We start from the raw sequence: 17,325 nt of genomic DNA, 5'->3' as shown, positions 1-17,325 counted from the left end.
TGTCCCAATATGCCGTAAATTAGAATTCATGCGTACTCTCTTTCTACTCCTGCTTTTTTTAGCACCAAAGTTGGTTTTGTCCCAGACCGGGCGACCCAATATCATCTTTATCCTCACTGACGATCAGCGTTGGGATGCGCTTGGATTTGCGGGGAATCCCATCATTCAGACGCCCGAGATGGATCGCTTGGCCGCGGAGGGGACTTACTTCGAAAATGCCTTCGTCACCACACCAATCTGCGCAGCCAGTCGGGCCAGTATCTTAACCGGAATGTACGAGCGGACACATGGCTACACCTTCGGGCGGGGCGACATCAAACAGCCTTACATTGATCAATCCTATCCCGTCAAGTTGCGGGAGGCGGGGTATCACACCGGTTTCTTTGGGAAGTTTGGTGTGAGTTATTCGGGATTTTCCAGCCTTTTTGACCAGGGAGACAACTATGATCGAAATGGGAAATATGCGGATCGCCGAGGGTATTTTTTCAAAACCCTCGAAAATGACAGCGTCCACTTGAGCCGCTACACGGGGCAGCAGGCGATTGATTTTATTGCCGAAGCACCCGCAGATCAACCTTTTATGCTTTCGCTCAGCTTTAGCGCGCCTCATGCGCACGACCCGGCTAAGCTTCAATATTTCTGGTCACCTGAGTACGATACGATGTACCAAAATGTCTCGATCCCAGATCCTGAGCTAAAGGAGGAGTCCTATTTTCTGGCACAGCCTGAGTATGTACGAACCGGAGAAAATCGTACCCGTTGGCACTGGCGGTATGATACGCCGGAAAAATATCAGCATAGCGTGAAGGGTTATTATCGCATGATTTCGGAAGTGGACGCAGAGATCGGCAAGATCCGGAAGGCTTTGGAAGCAAAAGGCCTTTCAAAAAATACGGTCATCATCTTCATGGGTGACAATGGATATTTCCTCGGAGAGCGACAGCTGGCGGGCAAGTGGCTGATGTACGACAACTCTCTGCGGGTGCCGCTGATCGTGTATGATCCGAGAGCAACAGGTGGCGAGCGAAGTACCGACTTTGCGCTGAATATCGACGTGCCGTCGACCATCCTGGATTTTGCAGGCATCAAGGCTCCCAAGACTTGGCAAGGGGAAAGCCTCAGATCAAATGCCTTGGCTAAGCGTAAAGAATTTTTGACAGAGCACCTGTGGCAAGTTGAGATCATCGCGCCTAGTGAAGGAGTTCGAACTGAAGGCTGGAAGTATATGCGCTATATCAATGATCCTGCCCACGAAGAATTATATGACCTGAGTGTCGATCCTATGGAGATCAATAATCTTGCAGGTAATCCGGCTTATCAATCCCAGCTTTCCAAGCTCAGAAGCAAGATGGAGAAAATGGCAGCGGGATATACGGAGGCAAAGTTGGTGAAGGAGTAGTGTGGATTCAGGGGTTTAGTCTCAGACTCAGCGATCAGTCCTCTAGCGGGAAACAACGGGGAAGGCTTTACTTTTTTTATTTTGTCTGAATAGCCTTTTTAGTGACCAAGTGCAGTTCTATGCTACGAGAAAGGATTGTGAGCTAAAGCCATTGTGCTTCGGTATACTTGAGTTCTGGTCCTTTTTTTCGTGAGCTAAGGGATATTTGGTAACCCTTATTTTGCTTGTCCGGAAAGCCCAAATTGACTCGATATGAAATACGTTGTTCCTCTCTTTGCCTTCTTGTGTCTCTTTTTCCTGTTTTCCCACGTGGATATTGGCAGGCATCGGGTTGCGGTGACTGATTCCGAGATCGGCGAGTTCACTATCGTCAAATACAACAATCCCGGCGCGACGTCTTTCGTCGGAGTTGGACTTTGGGCTTGGCCGATGCCAATGGATTACGACGGAGATGGAGACATGGATTTGTTGGTTTCCTGTCCCGACAAGCCCTTTAATGGCCTTTACTTTTTTGAAAACAAATCCGGAGAAAGCTTCCCAGTCTTCGAGCCTCCGGTTCGGTTAGGTCCGGCAATCTCCCAAGTTCAGGTATCGCACACCGATGGACAAGCTCGGGTTTTGGTGCCGGGAACGGAGTTGAAAGACTTTCAGAAAAGCCTGGATCAAAGTCCGGAGGCACTTTTTCCGAAGGAAGAGATCCTGAAAGACTTTGAAAAAAATCCCCGATTTAATCAGTGGAAGATGATCGACTACGACGGCGATGGGGATCAGGATATCTTGGTTGGGGTCGACAGTTGGAGCGACTACGGCTGGGACAACGCCTTCAATGCCGAAGGGAAATGGACAAATGGCCCGCTGCACGGGTTCGTGTATTTGGTGGAAAATGACAAAGGAGCCTACAAAAACCTCGGTAGAATTCAGGTCAAAGGAAAAGATCTCGATGTCTATGGAGCGCCTTCGCCCAACATGGCGGACTTTGACGGTGACGGAGATTTGGATCTGATCACAGGCGAGTTTCTCGACAAGATGACTTATTTCGAAAATGTGGGCACCCGGACGAAACCTGAATTTTCCGAAGGAAAGCTCCTGAGCAACAAGCATGGAATCATTAAGATGGATTTGGAGATGATCTTGCCGGTCGCGATCGATTGGGATCAGGACGGCTGGGTTGATCTGGTAGTAGGTGATGAAGACGGACGCGTGGCTTTGGTGAGAAATACAGGAAAGAACAAAGGTGGAATTCCGGTTTTTGACTCTCCCAAATACTTTCGCCAAAAGGCCGACAACCTGAAGTTTGGCGCTTTGGTCACGCCGGTTTCCTACGACTGGGATCAGGACGGTGACTTGGATATTGTGGCTGGGAATTCCGCAGGACACGTGGCGTTCATCGAAAATCTCAAGGATGGCCCGGCGCCGCAATGGGCTGAACCGGTGCTTTTGGAAGTGGACGGAAAGCCCTTCCGCGTGCAAGCTGGCGAAAATGGTTCCATCCAAGGACCAGCCGAAGCCAAGTGGGGTTACACCACGCTTTCCGTTGCGGATTGGGACGGAGACGGCAAGGGAGACATTATCATCAACTCGATCTGGGGAAAAGTGGAATGGCTCAAAAACGCAGGGAAAGGAAAGCTTCAAGCTCCCAAGCCTGTGGAAGTGGCCTGGGGAAATATACCCGTTCCGTCTCCCGCTTGGAATTGGTGGAAGCCAGGATCAAGTGAACTGGCGACTCAATGGAGAACAACGCCTTATGCCATTGACTGGAACAAGGATGGCTTGATGGATTTGGTAATGCTGGATCACGAGGGGTATCTGGTATTTTTCGAGAGAAAGATGATCGACGGAAAACTGATGCTCACCCCTGGACAGCGGATTTTTCACGGAGTAGATGCTTCCGTATTTGGAAACAAAAATGAAGTGGAAGTGGAAGCTCCGGGGCTATTAAGGCTAAACTTCAAAGAAGCCGGAAGTAGCGGCAGGCGCAAGTTGAGTTTCCTGGACTGGGACAACGACGGTGATCTGGATATGCTGGTCAACAGTATCAATGTGTCGCTTTTTGAACAGGTGAAGGCCGAAGATGGAAAAGTGTTTTTTAAAAACCAGGGGCAACTTGCACCGAATATCCTGGCCGGACATACGACCAGCCCGACCTTTGTCGACTGGAACAAAAATGGAGTATGGGACGTCTTGGTCGGCGCCGAAGACGGGCATTTTTATCATCTGTCACGCTAAATCTATGAACTTCAAAAGTGGAATAGTCGAGTTTATACTTCAAACTTTGATTTGGCCAATTCCCCCTTTCTTAAAGGGCTTAGGAGGTTTTTTTAGTCAATCTGTTTGGATGAAAATTGATTAACCAACTGGATTCGTCAAACGCAAAAAATGAATTTTAATCAATCAATCAATTCCCTTAGCTCTTTGCTCAACAGCTATTTTCCGGATAGCCGAATGCACTTGGCGCTTTTTGCCGTAATCCTAAACTCTTGCTCTCAACCTACAAACCAAACCACCGTGAATGTGACACCCAACCCAAACGCTGAAGAACGACAGCTTACCCAAGGACTTCAGGGATATTTTGTAAATCATCGGCAGGCTTTTTCGCCAGATGATCAATGGGTGGCATTTGACGGGAGGGGTGAAGATCCCAAGATGGGCGAAAATGACCTGATCGGCATGGTTAATCTCCAGTCTGGCGAGGTCAAAGAACTTTATCGAGTTCCTGGACAGCAGGTATACGGACCGGGTTCCGGCGCGGTGAGCTTTAACCCACAGGGAGGAGAAGTGGCATTTATCCGCGGCCTGCTTTCTGCAGATGCAGAGCACCCATACGATATTACCCGTAGATCAGCCATCGGACTTGACTTGAATGACTTGGCTAATCCCGTTTCGCACAACCTCGATGCAAGAGATATCACAGCACCTTACACCCCGGGTGCTTTGCGAGGCGGGAGTCATGCCTATAGCTACACGGCCGACGGGAATTGGATCAGTTTTACATACAATGATGCCGTCCTGTTAGAGACTTCCAAGACCGATCCGACGGTAAAAGACATCCGCACGGTGGCATTTACGGTTAAAGGCAAAGCAGTGGAGGTTCAGACTGAACTTCCAGGTCAGGAGTTTTCCGGGAGTGGTTTTTCGGTCATCGCCGCGGAAGTGGTTCCTTTTCCAAGGCCTGGTTCGGATGAGATTCAAAAGGCAGCCGAGGAAACATGGGTCGGTGCGGAGGGCTTCACCCGAGCTAACGGCGAAAAAGTCTATCGTGCGATGGCCTATCTCGGAGATGTCCTGACTGCCGAAGGCAATGTCGTGACCGAGGTTTTTGTGACCGAAATCCCTGAAAACTGGGAGCAGAGTTTGGCGGAAACTGACCTGAATGGTTCAGAGACCAAGATGCCGGAGATGCCAAAAGCCTTTATTCAAAGAAGGGTGACTTTCACAGCGGATAAGAAATATCCCGGCGTGGAGGGGCCAAGACATTGGTTGCGAACTTCGAAGAAAGGAGACAGGATTTTCTTCTACGCCAAGTCTGATGACGGCGTCGTTCAGTTGCACTCCGTGTCACCGAATGGCGGCGAGCCGGTGCAGCTTACGCACAATGACTTTTCTCCGGAGACTGGTTTCAGTCTGAGTCCGGATGAGCGTTGGGTTGCTTTTGGGCACCAAAACCGGGTGTATATCGCAGACGTCACGAGCGGCAAAACCACGCTCGTGGGGCCTGCGCCTCAGCCGAATCATGGACAACTGTGGAACTTCAACTGGTCTTATTCCGGTCAGACTCTGGTATATAATAAGCGGGTCGATGAGGCCGGGGGTTCTTTTTTTCAGATTTTCACCATGAATCCTTTTAAGTAATCTAAAAGATTCAGATCAATCGCTAAGCAAACTATGGAAAATAACTATGTCATCGGTGTGGACTTTGGGTCTGATTCCGTGAGGTCAATCGTCGTCAATGCCCAGAGTGGTGCCGTGCTCGCTACATCGGTTTTCGCTTACCCCCGTTGGAAAGCAGGAAAATACTGTGATCCGGCCCGAAGCCAATACCGGCAGCACCCTTTGGATCATCTGGAGGGATTAGAAAAAACCATTGTCGAAGCGCTGGAAGAGTCCGGCATTGATCCCAAAAAGGTCAAAGGAATCGGTATCGATGCGACAGGGTCTTCACCAATGCCTTTGCAAAAGAGCGGGGAACCATTGGTTTTTGCAGCGGAATTTGCCGAGGATCCCGATGCGATGATGGTACTCTGGAAAGATCACTCAGCCATTGCTGAAGCAGAAGAAATTACCAAGCTTGCCCAAAACTGGGGCGGAGTAGACTATACCCGTTACTCTGGTGGAATGTACAGTTCGGAGTGGTTTTGGGCCAAAATCCTTTTTATCTACAGAAATAATTCAGCCATCGCTGCAGCCCAGCCCAACTGGGTGGAGCATTGTGACTACATCGCCGGAGAACTGACCGGTTTGCTGAAACCCGAAGAAATCAAACGCAGCCGTTGTGGAGCCGGACACAAAGGGCTTTGGCATGCCTCCTGGGGCGGTTTTCCGTCAGGAGAATATTTGAAGCAACTCCATCCCGAATTGGCGGCTCTCGGTCGACTGATGGGGAACGAAACCATGACTTCGGATCGGGCTGCAGGAAATCTTTCTCCCAAATGGGCTGAGAAACTTGGGCTTTCCCCCGAGACTGTCGTGGCTGTTGGAACAATTGACGCCCATGCCGGCGCGGTGGGAGCTGGAGTGAAGCCCGGTACACTGGTGAAAGTGATGGGAACCTCGACTTGCGATATGTTGGTGGCCAACTACGATGAAGTCGATCCGGAACCTGTCCAGGGAATCAGCGGTCAGGTCGACGGATCGATTCTTCCTGGATTGATCGGGTTCGAAGCAGGTCAGGCAGGATTTGGAGACTTTTTGGCTTGGTACAAACGATTGGTTTCTACGCCGACTTTTGACTTGATCGAGGCGAGTGAAGTTTTGGATCAAGGCACCAAAGAGCAATTGCTGGCGGAACTTTCGGATAAGCTGATGGGGTACCTAAACGCCGAGGCGATGAAAGTTCCTTTGGAATCTTCCGTGGTTGCGGTGGATTGGATCAATGGGCGCAGATCACCGGGATTGAATGAGTCGCTGAAAAGCGCGCTTGCGGGTTTGGATATGAGTGTCGGAAACGGGCAAGTATTTAAGGCTTTGGTCGAGGCACTTTGCTTTGGTTCCAAAGGCATCATCGAATGGTTTAAGCAAAACGGCGTGCGAATCGATGAAGTCGTTGGGATCGGCGGCATTGCGAAGAAGTCTCCGTTTTTGGTGCAGACCATGGCCGATATCTTGGATATGCCAATAGGTGTATCAGCCTCCGAACAAACACCGGCATTGGGTGCGGCGATCTTTGGGGCAGTTGCCTCAGGGATTTATTCCAATTTGCAAGACGCCTCCGATGCGATTGCCAGTCCGAAGCAGGAGGAATATCAGCCGATTCCAGCGAATGTGGAATACTATCGAGGGAAATATCAGGAATATTTGGAGTTGGGGAGGTTTGTGGAGTTTGGAAAGGCGTAGGTTTTTTTGCTTAAGTCTTCGGACTTTCGCCGTTTTGATATTCTAAAAATAATCCGAAATCGCAAAAGGCAAACAGAAAAGGAGTGGATATCAAGGATTGTCTAGTGATTGATTTTCACCCGGATATTTTTTATTTTCAGTGTAAATCCAAAAAAAGAAAGCCATGAAAATTCTAAAAATCCTCGGGATCATTGTCCTTATTTTGATTGGGGTTCCGTTGATCGTAGCGCTTTTTGTGCCCACAGATTATGGAGCAAGCCGCGCAATCGTGATCGACCGTCCGCTGGACGAAGTTTACGATTTTGCCAAGTACCTGAAAAACCAAAATCAATACGGGAAATGGAATCTGATGGATCCTGAGATGGAGCATTACTATGAGGGTGAGGACGGAACGGTTGGCTTTGTCTCAGGTTGGAAAAGCGACAATCCCGAGGTTGGTCATGGGGAGCAGGAGATCATCGCGATGCAGGAGGGAAAGCGAATCGATTTTGAATTGCGGTTTTTTGACCCCTTCGAAAGTACCGATAAGGCCTATATGACCTTTTCGGAAATCGATGCCGGTCAAACGGAAGTGGCTTGGGGATTCGATGGAAAGATGGCCTATCCAATGAACCTAATGGTGCCGATGATGGGTATGGAGGAGATGATAGGCAATGATTTTCAAACTGGACTGGACAATCTGAAGCGTTTGTTGGAGAAGTAATGGGGGAGTCTAGGGGACAATTATCATAGTGGCGGATGTATGGCCATACCCTGCCAGGCTTTGATAATAGGGGAGTCCGAGAAAAATAACCTTCCCGGTATAAAGAAAAAAACCTGTCGGAACCCCTCCCGACAGGACTACTGGAACTAAAGTCCAGATATCACCCCAAAAAATTACTTATGAATGTTATGATATGACAGGTTAATTGTCGGTCTTTTCTTTCTTTTTTACCTTTTTACCCCTTTCGTGGATTTCGTCAAAATCCTCCTCCTCCGGTGGTCGGGCACCTTGATTGTTGCCCGGTGTTTTTCTGTTAGTTCCTTTATCCACATCGTCATCGTGTTTTTTGCCGGTCACCAGGTGGGGAATAAGGTAGGTGTTTACTGAAGTTTGCATAGGTCAATGATTTGGTCGTTGAAAAATAGATTTAACTAAAAGTGCACTTGCTCAATCCGGCTTTTATCGTTGCCACAGGTCCAGCTCTTTCATCTCATCGACTGGAACGCGCTTGATAAACTCATTGTAATATTGATTGTCGTCGTCAGAGTAGGTGCCATAGGCATTCAGGATGAACCCTTTTTCGCCAGAGTCACTATGCAACAGGTAGATAACTGCCATATCCGAAGGGTCAGACTCTCCTTCAAAACGATAGGTCTTGACGATCTTGAGTTGCTCGGGTTGCAGGATTTCCTCGCCCTTGTCAAACTTTGCACCTGCTCTGCTGATGTTTAATTCCTTGCCGTACCCTTTGGCTGGCAATTGATTCAATACCTGAGAATAGGTAGTCATATCCTTGGATGTGCTCATGATTTCCGGGTTTAGGAGAAAAATTGGTCTCTGTTGAACTGATTGAAGCAAGTCTGAGACCAGTGTGTTGGAAGAGAGTTATGGTCTTTTATAAATCTTCTGAAAGTGGCTTTTGAACCATTGAGAGTGCTTTTTTTATTGTTATCGGCCGTAAACTTGAATCAGTCGAATGTAATGAAAGTGGAAAAAACGCCCCGAAATGGGGTGGCGTTGGGAAAAAACTGGGTGATGAAATAATACTGTCCCAGTTTAAAAACCTATTGGACATTTCAGTTTGATCAAGCTTGAAACACTTCAAAAAATTCCGAGCAAAAGGCTCCACAATGGATTCCTTTAAAACCCAAAAAAACCCGCTCGGATTCCTCCAGGCGGGTTTTCTGTTTCAAGGCGTGAGAACTCCAAGCCAATCTCAGTCTTTAAACTGACTTCGGTACCTCAAATCCTTTTCTGTAATCACGGGTCAGCATCGCATCAGCTTCTTTGTCGTTGACGAAAGTTTCTGATTTAGGATCGAACTCAAGCACTCGATCCAGTCTGTAGGCGATATTTCCAAGATGAGCCAGCGCAGATGACAGGTGAGCAGTCTCTACTGGGCCATTCAAGATAGAGCTGTCGCGTGCGCGTACTGCCTTGATGAAGTTTTCGAAGTGGCCATCTGTGCCTCCAAGTCCGCGATCGACACCGTCGGCTACCGGTCCACCATCAGATTTCGACATTCCTGGCTTGTTATCCTTCCCGAGGAACGAAGTGTACTTGTCGTAGCCGTCCACCACGATGTATCCCTTATCTCCATAGAAGATGTTACCGACTCCGGCACCGCCTTCGGTGTTGGTCAACCAAGGTCTAACTTCGAACTGGATGATTTTCTCCTGTTCAGGATAGTGATAGATCGAGGTCAGAAGTTCGGGAGTCTCTTTGCTGTCTTTCCACAGGAATTTGCCACCCATGGAAGTGATCTTGGTAGGCAAGCCAACGTCCAAGCCCCATTGGCAAAGGTCAGTCTCGTGGATTCCCTGGTTTCCGACATCGCCATTGCCATAATCCCAGTGCCAGTGCCAGTTGTAATGCACCAGATTTTCTGTAAAAGGCGCTTTCGGTGCCGGGCCAGTCCAAAGTTCGTAGTCCAGTCCTTCTGGTACCGGAGAAAGACCTTTGTCGCCAATGTCACCCCTCATTCTGAATACGAGGCCACGGGCCATGTACACCTTACCGATATAACCGTCTCGCATGAGTTGAACGGCTTCCTGTACGGCAGGAGAGCTTCTCAACTGCACCCCGTGCTGCACGATGCGCTTGTACTTATGGGCGGCTTCCACCATTCGGCGGCCTTCCGAGATGTTGTGGGAGCCGGGCTTCTCGACATAGACGTCTTTGCCTGCCTGGCAAGCCCAGATTGTAGCCAAAGAATGCCAGTGGTTTGGCATGGCGATGCTGACCACATCGATATCCTTGTTTGCAAAGACTTTGCGCAGATCTTGCTCGATCGCAACATCGGCATTGTATTTTTCCTTAAAGCTTTTCTGATTTGCGGTGAGCAACCTCATATCAGGGTCACAAAGTGTGGTCACCTGAAGATCCTTTTGCGCCATAAAACTAGAAATGTGGCTTTGTCCCCTTCCGTTTATTCCCAATACTGCCGCGTTGATTCTGTCATTCGCACCAAAAGCTGATGACGGGATAAAGGTGGGGATCGTAATCGCCGCTGCCCCCGCAAGTGCGGTTTTTTTAATGAATGTTCTTCTTGTTGGATCTTTTGACATTTTATTCGTTGTTAGGTTATTGTTTTTTAGTTTGAAGATGATTCCTCAACACCTGCATCGGATTGAGGATCGAATCCGAGCCGTGTACCAAATGGGTTATTGCTTGTACATTGAAGTTAAATGTTAATTCTCTAAACATTAGCAATATTCTATGTGGGCGGCAAAGTATTAACTCAAACGATTTCGTGGCGTATTTCTCTGAAAGCCAAACAACTCCCGTTTTGACTAGTTCCGGATTCGTCGTCCAAATTTTAAACTACAATAGAAAGGTCGCGGAATCATACGCTCGGCGTCTTTTGTTATTACGCTGGTTTTTCCAAAAATGACTACTCTGAAATTGAAGTCGTTAAATGCTGGGGGCTGGTTTCCATCAGATTAACGCTGGATAGAACGTGCCGTGGTAGATGGAAATTCATCGAGGCAACGACGATGAGGTTTGATGCACAGGTTGTAGTAAGAGGACTGACTCAAAAATTAACGGTATCGTAGGACTGGATTGCAATCCGATGACCACCGAAACCCAACTATCACCACCGGCGGAATTAACGTAAACTCCAATCGATTTAGAACAGGTACTGATCGCCTTGGCTGGCAAGAGCGGGATCGATGTTGTCCTTTTCGATATCCTTGAAGTATTTGTATGTGCTGACCTTCAGTTCGTCGGTAGCTCCTTCGTCGCAGACGATCATGGATTTGTGATGCAACTGAAGCGCGCTGATGGTCCACATGTGGGAGACTCCGCCTTCCACGGCCATGTGCAAGGCGCGGGATTTTTGGTGACCGCTTACAATGATAACTACCTCCTTGGCATCCATCACCGTGCCGACGCCGACGGTCAAGGCGAGTTTGGGAACCTTGTTGAGGTCATTTTCAAAAAATCGAGAATTGACCATCCTGGTCTCCGTATTTAGTGTTTTGACTCTGGTTCTCGAGGTGAGGGATGATCCAGGCTCGTTGAAAGCGATGTGTCCGTCGTTGCCAATGCCACCCAGAAACAGATCGATCCCCCCGACGGCTTTGATTTTTTCCTCGTACCGTAGGCATTCCGCTTCGAGATTTTCGGCATTCCCATCGAGAATATTGATGTTCTCCTTCGGGATTTCTATATGGTTGAAAAAATTACTGTACATGAACGAATGATAGCTTTCTGGGTGAGACTCCTCCAACGCTACATATTCATCCATGTTGAAAGTGATGACATTTTGAAAAGAAACCCTCCCTTTCTGATTGAGTTTGACCAGTTCGCGATAGGTTCCCACCGGTGAGGAACCGGTAGGAAGGCCGAGAACAAAGGGCTCGGAGGTTTTTTCCTGGTGGGCTTTGATCTTGCCTACAATGTAATTTGCCACCCATCTCGAAAGCAAGTCATAATTATCATGAATGAGGAGTCTCATCGTATCTCTGGTTTAACTGTTAATTAACGCGGTTTTCTGAAGTCTCTTGGAGCGAGCTTCCTCAAGTAATACTCCAATTTTTGGAAATAGTACTAGACCGATTTTCTGAGAAACGGATATTTTTTTACAATCAAAAAAACCAAGTGTCAGGTGCTGGTAAAAAGCAATTGAGGTTGTTTTTTACTCGACTTCCGAGTTGGTTAGAAATTCTTCTTCGTGACCTTGGGATAGAGATCGGTAAGTAGGATTAGGGCTGCAGAACCATACCATTCCTTCAGGTCCATCTTGAGGACTCCAGCTTTGATCGCCGGATCGGTTTCCGTCAGCGTTTTGGCTTCGTCCAGACTTTGGACATCGAAGACATAAATGCCGCGAAGGTCCTCGTTTCCAAAAAATGGACCGGCGAGAACGAGAGAGCCTTCTTCAGCCATCCTGCCGATATTTGCCATGTGGGCACCCTGAATCTCCTGACGCTGCTCTGTCGTGTACTCAGAGACTCGATCGCCTCGGAGGAGAAAGGCCATGACGTATTTCTTCATACCATACTCGTCAGCGCCGAGTTTGTGTGCGAGTGCTTCGTCGTATTCACTTTGGGCAAATCCTCCGGAGATGACTCCGAATAGGAGGGCGAATGTTGTGATTAGCTTGGTCATATTTTTGGGTGCTAGTACAGGATCAAGGCGATGGTGTCAGATTTGGTGCGGACTTTAATCCATTCGGTCAGCTTTTTCGACTCGGTTTTGGTGGGTTTGGGAGAAAACTGTGCATAGGCTACCAAGAGCGTGTCAACCTTGTTTTTTTCCAAGTCTGACATCAGAGTACGTCCAAAGGTAAATTTCTTAAGATTGGGGTGGTTGATTCTAGCCTCTTCGGCGATTTCTACACTGAGCTGGCGGGCGTTTATATCGGCCAGAATTTCATTTTCGAGGAGGGCGATTTTTTTGTCCTTGTCCTGAATCAGCAGTTCGTTTCTTTCATAGAGGTCTTTCAGAATATCATTTCTGAGAAGGTTGAGATCAGTCCCATTGCCACTTTGAAGGAAATTAAGTGTCGTTTCTTCCAGACCAAAGCCGATTAGTTTTTTTCTCAGGTTTGCCAATTCCTGTGGCGGAAGTTGATCCCCGATCAGGCTCACTTCGATCGTTTTTGGAGGGACGTGATAGTGGTATTCGGCGGCTAATACTTGGGTGTTGGGATATTGGATTTGGACCTCTACAAAATTCCTAGCCTGCTCATTCCAGAGTGCCTTTTTGACGATCCCGTAGGCCAGATACACGCTCGGGATGATGGTCATCAGGGTGATGATGGTGATATAGGTTTTTACTTGAGTTTCCCGTTTCGGATCCATAAAATCCTTTTTTGGGTACTTCATAAACCGGACGATCAGGTAGGTGGAGAGGCTGATAAAAACAGAATTGATAAAGAAAAGGTAGAACGCTCCGACGAAGTAAAGGAGGTTTCCTGTGGCCAGGCCGTAGCCGGCCGTACATAGCGGAGGCATCAAAGCGGTAGCAATGGCGACCCCAGGAATGGCATTGCTTTTCTCCTTTCGAGACCCCGCGATGATCCCGGCGAGTCCCCCAAACAAGGCAATCAAAACGTCCCACACAGTCGGTTCAGTCCGCGCCAACAACTCCGAATCGGCAGCGCTGATCGGAGTGATCGCAAAGTAGATGGTCGAGGTCAGGATTGAGATGAAAACGGCCACTCCAAGGTTGCGGATAGAACGCTTGAGCAGCTCGAAATCATTGATGCCGGCGGCCATGCCGATACCCATGATCGGGCCCATCAGCGGAGAGATCAACATCGCTCCGATGATGACTGCGGTGGAGTTGACGTTGAGGCCTACTGAGGCGACAAAAATCGCGAAAATCAAAATCCATAGATTAGCTCCCTTAAACTCTACGTTCTTTGAGATGTATTCTATCGTTTCCAGTTCATCTTCCTTGCCTTCTTCCAAGTCAAAGCGGTGGGCCATATAGATGAAAAACCGGAGAAGTCGGTTTCTTTTTCTCGAGGCAGGGGGTGTAGAAGCCATAGCAGTGTCAAGCCTAAAAGTTCGGTGAAAATAAGGATTATAGTTAAAATCTATTATCCGAAGCTGAGAAATCAGAGCTGGGAAGTTGGTCTCAACGTGATGTGAGGAGAGGACAGTTGGGGAAAAAAGATGGGGAGTTATGTGTTATTTATGAGTTTATTTAAAGTGTGTTAACATATTGATAAATAATGGAATAAAGGGAGTTTAGAGTGTTCTTAATTTGATATAGCTAAAAAATTTAGGTAAGACTTAAAATAATTTCGAATTTATTCCTGGTGCAGATATCTGGGAATTAGACCTAGTTTTAAGAATCGATCCGGTCAGTTTTTGCAAGACTAAGGAACGATTGACTTGATATTCCAAACGCTTACCGAATGACCCAGCTAGTTTACTTGGACGACGACAAGATTCAGCATTTACTGATGAAGAAGTTGATTGGAATATACCTTCCCGATTGCTCGGTTCAGTTTTTTAGCGAGCCGGAAAAATTGGACTCTTGGCTGGTCGAAAATGCAGCGGATTTGATCCTTTCAGACCTCAATTTTGATTCCTCCTCGGGCTGGGATTGGCTAGCTGATTTTTCCTCAAAATCATCGGCACCTATCGTGTTTGTCACCGCGAGTTCTTCGTCGGAAGACAGAAGAAAAGCAGGTAAATTTGCCGTAGTCAAAGCAGTCATGGAGAAGCCGATTTCAGAGGAAAACTGGCAGGTACTGGCAAATTTGATTCTCGGTTTAGGCTAAGGGGCGAGCAAGCCATCGCATGATTTTTTCTTGAAAGTGCGGGGATTTACCCCGTGACGTTTCCCTAAGTGGGGATAGATTTCACGGTACCAAAGTCTCAACGGAACCCGTAAAATCAACAAGAGATTTCCTATACGTTCGGATGGAGACCGTGGCACCGGGGTTTTTTCAGATTCTAAAAAATAAACCACTCGGAGGAAGGGTTGGTTTATATTTTGTTTTCTTTGTACTACTTGCCAAGCGGATTCAGGATTGATCGAATAGATTAGAGAAATATGGCCGAACAATCGGGAGATAGAAAGCCCTTGCTTTCAAAAAAGATAGATAAGTTTTTTACGGGGTTAGCGGATGCTTGGAATTTTGTCCGGCGTTTCTTTCAGGAGGTTTTCATACCACCCTACGAATTCAAGGAAGTCATTCATCAGTGCTACCGAATCGGCGTTGAGTCACTGCCCTTGATTTCATTGACAGGATTCATCGTCGGGATCGTATTTACCAACCAATCACGTCCTTCGCTGACCGAGTTTGGCGCAGCTTCTTGGTTGCCCTCGCTGATATCAATCGCCGTGGTACGAGCGATGGGGCCTCTGGTAACGGCGCTGATTGCGGCTGGCAAAGTCGGATCGAGCATCGGTGCGGAGATCGGCTCAATGAAAGTGACAGAGCAGATCGATGCCATGGAAGTGTCGGCTACCAATCCGTTCAAGTTTTTGGTGGTTTCGCGGGTTTTGGCAACTACCCTGATGATCCCCCTGCTCGTGATGTACACGGACTTTGTAGCTTTGATGGGTTCCTTCCTGAGTGTCAATGCAAACGAAATGGTCAGTTTGACCACGTTTTTTGTGCAGGTGTTCGAAGCGATCACCTTCTTGGATATCATTTCATCGGTGCTTAAATCCATCCTGTTTGGATTTACCATTGGGATAGTAGGGTGCTACAAGGGTTATAATTCTTCCAAAGGAACCGAGGGCGTAGGGCGCGCAGCGAATGCCGCCGTGGTGATGGCGATGTTCCTGATCTTTATCGAGGAATTGTTGGTGCTCCAGTTGGTCAACGCAATCAGGGGAATGTAAGCTATGGAAAAACGGGAAAAAGTAGTTGAAATACGAGGCCTTGAAAAGTCCTTTGGCGACCTTGATGTATTGAAGGGAGTTGATTTGGATTTGTTTCGCGAGGAAAACCTCGTAGTACTGGGAAAATCCGGTTCCGGAAAATCCGTCTTGATCAAGATCATGGTGGGGCTTCTGAAGCAGGATTCTGGAAGCCTGAAAGTTTTCGGCAAAGATGTGTCCAAACTGAACAAAAAAGACCTCAATGCGCTTCGCTTGAAGATCGGTTTTTCATTTCAAAATTCCGCTCTGTATGACAGTATGACTGTGAGGGAAAATATGGAATTTCCGCTAGTCCGAAATGAAAAGAACCTGACCCGAAAGGATATCAATACAAGAATCGAAGAGTTATTGGACAGTGTAGGCCTGCCTCAGACCATCAATCAGATGCCTTCGGAGCTGTCCGGGGGACAAAAGAAGCGAATCGGCATTGCCAGGACTTTGATTCTCAATCCCGAGATCATGCTCTATGATGAGCCTACAGCAGGTTTGGATCCGATCACCTGCGGCGATATCAACAATCTAATTTTGGAAGTGAGAGAGCGGTACAAGACATCCTCTATAGTCATCACCCATGATCTGGCCTGCGCCAAGCAGACCGGTGATCGAATGGCCGTGTTGCTCGACGGTCAGTTTGATGCCGTTGGAACCTTCGAGGAAGTGTTTCCAAATGCTGAAGACGAGCGAATCAAATCATTCTACGATTATAATTTTATAAACTCATGAGAGGCGAAAATAAGAGATCCGTTATTGTAGGCATATTTGTCTTTATCGGCATAGCGATTTTGGTAGCTGGAATATTGACCCTTGGGGGTCAACAAAAGAAATTTGTGAAGGCTATCCAGCTCAAGACGGTGTTTGACGACATCGGGGGTCTCCAGACTGGCAACAACATCTGGTTTTCCGGTGTGAAGATCGGCACGGTGAAGAAGATAAACTTCTATGGAGATGCGCAGGTGGAAGTAGAGATGAACGTGGAAGAGGAAGTGGTCGAATTTATCCGCAAGGATTCCAAGGCAACCATCAGCTCAGACGGTCTTATCGGCAACAAGATCATCGTGATCTATGGCGGAAGTACCGAAGTACCCCAGGTAGAGGACGGCGACAGACTTGAAGCGGTCATGCCCTTAGATACCGATCAAATGATGGAGACGCTTCAGGTCAACAACGAGAATCTGGTGGAAATCACCGCCAACCTGAAAGTGTTGACAGGCAAGATTGCTGAAGGTAAAGGCATCGTAGGAGCAGTGATGACTGACTCGCTGTTGGCACAAAACTTCAAGTCGATCCTCGTCAATCTGGATCGAGCATCGGTTAATTCCAACCGAATGATCAACGACTTGAATACCTTCACCGCCAAACTAAACCAAAAAGGCTACCTGTTCAATGATCTCGTGACGGACACGACGGTCATGAAGGAACTCAAAGCCAGCATGGAGAGTCTAAATGCAACCGCAGCCAATGCGGAGCAATTGACCACACAGCTCAAAGGTGTCGCTGACAAGCTGGAGTCCCCTGACAACTCCATGGGGATGCTGCTGAATGATCCGGCCTTTGCAGAGTCGCTGAAAAGCACAATTGAGAACACGGATTCCGCGACCTACAACTTGAACAAAGGCATGGAAGCGCTGGAATATACCTGGCCGTTCAACAAGGGTTTTAAGAGAAAAGCCAAGGCGGAGGAAAAAGCTGCCCGAGGCAATTGAGGAAGGGGCTGGTTGTCGGATGTCCGATGCTGGTGCTTCTAAGTTCTAAGGTCGAAACAGAGAAAGAAATCGTGAGGTTCGAATCCTCAATTGGGCCTCGTAAATCAGAAATCGTA

The 17,325-nt window shown here is 47.8% G+C and carries 15 protein-coding genes; 9 read left to right on the top strand and 6 right to left on the bottom strand.

The features are described from left to right. Positions 1-28: 28 nt before the first annotated feature. The 5 genes from ABD031_RS08930 to ABD031_RS08910 all read left to right on the top strand — a co-directional run bounded on the left by ABD031_RS08930 (position 29) and on the right by ABD031_RS08910 (position 7,652). A complete protein-coding gene (locus ABD031_RS08930) occupies positions 29-1,399 on the top strand; it encodes a sulfatase family protein (protein ID WP_343850496.1) in 1,371 nt (456 codons plus the stop codon). Between the two features lie 252 nt (positions 1,400-1,651). Then, positions 1,652-3,625, top strand: a complete 1,974-nt coding sequence (locus ABD031_RS08925) for an FG-GAP repeat domain-containing protein (RefSeq protein WP_343850494.1) — start codon at positions 1,652-1,654, stop codon at positions 3,623-3,625. A gap of 150 nt (positions 3,626-3,775) precedes the next feature. Then, positions 3,776-5,248, top strand: a complete 1,473-nt coding sequence (locus ABD031_RS08920) for a DUF3748 domain-containing protein (protein ID WP_343850492.1) — start codon at positions 3,776-3,778, stop codon at positions 5,246-5,248. Positions 5,249-5,281: 33 nt separating this feature from the next. Beyond that, on the top strand, positions 5,282-6,949 hold the full coding sequence (locus ABD031_RS08915; protein ID WP_343850490.1) for a ribulokinase: 1,668 nt from the start codon (positions 5,282-5,284) through the stop codon (positions 6,947-6,949). Between the two features lie 163 nt (positions 6,950-7,112). Continuing rightward, positions 7,113-7,652, top strand: a complete 540-nt coding sequence (locus ABD031_RS08910; RefSeq protein ID WP_343850488.1) for an SRPBCC family protein — start codon at positions 7,113-7,115, stop codon at positions 7,650-7,652. 201 nt (positions 7,653-7,853) lie between these two features. Here the strand turns inward: ABD031_RS08910 and ABD031_RS08905 are convergent, their stop codons facing one another. The 6 genes from ABD031_RS08905 to ABD031_RS08880 all read right to left on the bottom strand — a co-directional run bounded on the left by ABD031_RS08905 (position 7,854) and on the right by ABD031_RS08880 (position 13,651). After that, on the bottom strand, positions 7,854-8,048 hold the full coding sequence (locus tag ABD031_RS08905) for a hypothetical protein (RefSeq protein WP_343850486.1): 195 nt from the start codon (positions 8,046-8,048) through the stop codon (positions 7,854-7,856). A gap of 63 nt (positions 8,049-8,111) precedes the next feature. After that, positions 8,112-8,459: a hypothetical protein gene (locus ABD031_RS08900; RefSeq protein WP_343850484.1), complete on the bottom strand. Its 348-nt coding sequence runs from the start codon at positions 8,457-8,459 to the stop codon at positions 8,112-8,114. A gap of 416 nt (positions 8,460-8,875) precedes the next feature. Next, positions 8,876-10,219 (bottom strand): Gfo/Idh/MocA family protein, encoded by a 1,344-nt coding sequence (locus ABD031_RS08895; protein ID WP_343850482.1) that lies wholly within the window; start codon positions 10,217-10,219, stop codon positions 8,876-8,878. Between the two features lie 563 nt (positions 10,220-10,782). Beyond that, positions 10,783-11,613, bottom strand: coding sequence for a glucosamine-6-phosphate deaminase (gene nagB / locus ABD031_RS08890; RefSeq protein WP_343850480.1), 831 nt, complete (start codon positions 11,611-11,613; stop codon positions 10,783-10,785). 200 nt (positions 11,614-11,813) lie between these two features. After that, positions 11,814-12,266 carry a YciI family protein gene (locus ABD031_RS08885; RefSeq protein WP_343850478.1) on the bottom strand — a complete coding sequence of 151 codons (453 nt, stop codon included), beginning with the start codon at positions 12,264-12,266 and terminating at the stop codon, positions 11,814-11,816. Between the two features lie 11 nt (positions 12,267-12,277). After that, positions 12,278-13,651, bottom strand: coding sequence for a TIGR00341 family protein (locus tag ABD031_RS08880; RefSeq protein ID WP_343850476.1), 1,374 nt, complete (start codon positions 13,649-13,651; stop codon positions 12,278-12,280). Between the two features lie 374 nt (positions 13,652-14,025). Between ABD031_RS08880 and ABD031_RS08875 the strand changes: the two genes are divergently transcribed. From ABD031_RS08875 to ABD031_RS08860, 4 genes are all read left to right on the top strand, one after another. Further along, positions 14,026-14,394, top strand: a complete 369-nt coding sequence (locus tag ABD031_RS08875) for a response regulator (protein ID WP_343850474.1) — start codon at positions 14,026-14,028, stop codon at positions 14,392-14,394. Positions 14,395-14,669: 275 nt separating this feature from the next. Next, a complete protein-coding gene (locus ABD031_RS08870) occupies positions 14,670-15,467 on the top strand; it encodes an MlaE family ABC transporter permease (RefSeq protein WP_343850472.1) in 798 nt (265 codons plus the stop codon). 3 nt (positions 15,468-15,470) lie between these two features. After that, positions 15,471-16,229: an ABC transporter ATP-binding protein gene (locus ABD031_RS08865; RefSeq protein ID WP_343850470.1), complete on the top strand. Its 759-nt coding sequence runs from the start codon at positions 15,471-15,473 to the stop codon at positions 16,227-16,229. Then, on the top strand, positions 16,226-17,209 hold the full coding sequence (locus ABD031_RS08860; protein WP_343850468.1) for an MlaD family protein: 984 nt from the start codon (positions 16,226-16,228) through the stop codon (positions 17,207-17,209). The genes ABD031_RS08865 and ABD031_RS08860 overlap by 4 nt, the downstream gene beginning before the upstream one ends. The last annotated feature ends 116 nt before the right edge of the window (positions 17,210-17,325 follow it).

It is taken from the genome of Algoriphagus jejuensis (assembly GCF_039523455.1).
GTDB lineage: Bacteria > Bacteroidota > Bacteroidia > Cytophagales > Cyclobacteriaceae > Algoriphagus > Algoriphagus jejuensis.
The sequence above is the reverse complement of the archived record's forward strand: the minus strand, read 5'-3'. Positions and strand labels throughout refer to the sequence as shown.